Below are 849 nucleotides of genomic sequence, written 5' to 3'. Positions count from 1 at the left end.
AACCCGTGGTGCTAGTTGAGCGTCAGCGCTCAACCAGCCCTAGTGTGACCAAGGAATAAGCCAACAAGATGCCATCGAGTGCCACTTCAAACCCGGCAATGGAATTCGCTCGAATGTCGGTGATCCGGTATTGGTCTACGAGAATCGAAAACACCGTCTCGATGACTTTGCGTTTTTTCCTGATCCATTCTTCCCATGCCTTGGATGGGCCGTGCTTTTGATTGTGTCGAGACGGTGTCCAGAACGCGGCTTGGTGTTCTTCGTACAGCTTTTCTCGAAGAGCGTGGCTGATGTACCCTTTGTCCCCAAAGTTGTAGGGATGAGGGATTTGAGTCATCACCGTTTCAGCGGCTTTGACGTCGTGGCAGGACGCTTCCGTCACGACATAGCCCATGGCCAGCCCTTGATTGGTCACTTGAAGATGCAGCTTGAAACCGTAGTACCATTGCTTTTTGGAAGCACAATACCCCATATCCGCGATCCCTCGAAATCGCTTGACGCGCTGCATTCTTGCGGGATGGCACAACGGAAGAGGCAAGCTGTCGACGACCGCATAAGCATGGTGTTGGCCACGTTTCGCCAGCTCATGACGGATCCATTTGATGGCGAAACCAAGCGCCCGGCAGCGGCGGTTGTATCGGGAGCGTTCAAGAAACGAGCCGTTTGTGAACAAATTTCCCGTGACAAAACGATGCCAGGCTCGTTCGGAAGAAAAGCCCAGCAGCTTCCCCAAAAGGTGAACCGCCATGACCACTTCGTCTTCTTGCTTGACCAAGTGACGGTTGCGGCGATGAAGATACATTTGAATCAACGACAGTTGGGCAGAAACAAAACAGAAAATAGCGGCAT

The 849-nt window shown here is 52.3% G+C and carries 1 protein-coding gene; it reads right to left on the bottom strand.

Going from position 1 to position 849, the window contains the following annotated elements; translation table 11 throughout:
• Positions 1 to 22: 22 nt before the first annotated feature.
• The coding region (locus tag ABS784_RS16860; RefSeq protein ID WP_352513359.1) for an IS982-like element ISGsp1 family transposase at positions 23 to 849 on the bottom strand (827 nt) is incomplete at its 5' end.

This window comes from Geobacillus sp. G4 (assembly GCF_040327975.1).
Lineage (GTDB): Bacteria > Bacillota > Bacilli > Bacillales > Anoxybacillaceae > Geobacillus > Geobacillus thermoleovorans.
Note: the sequence above shows the minus strand (reverse complement) of the source record. Positions and strands in the feature narration are given on the sequence as shown.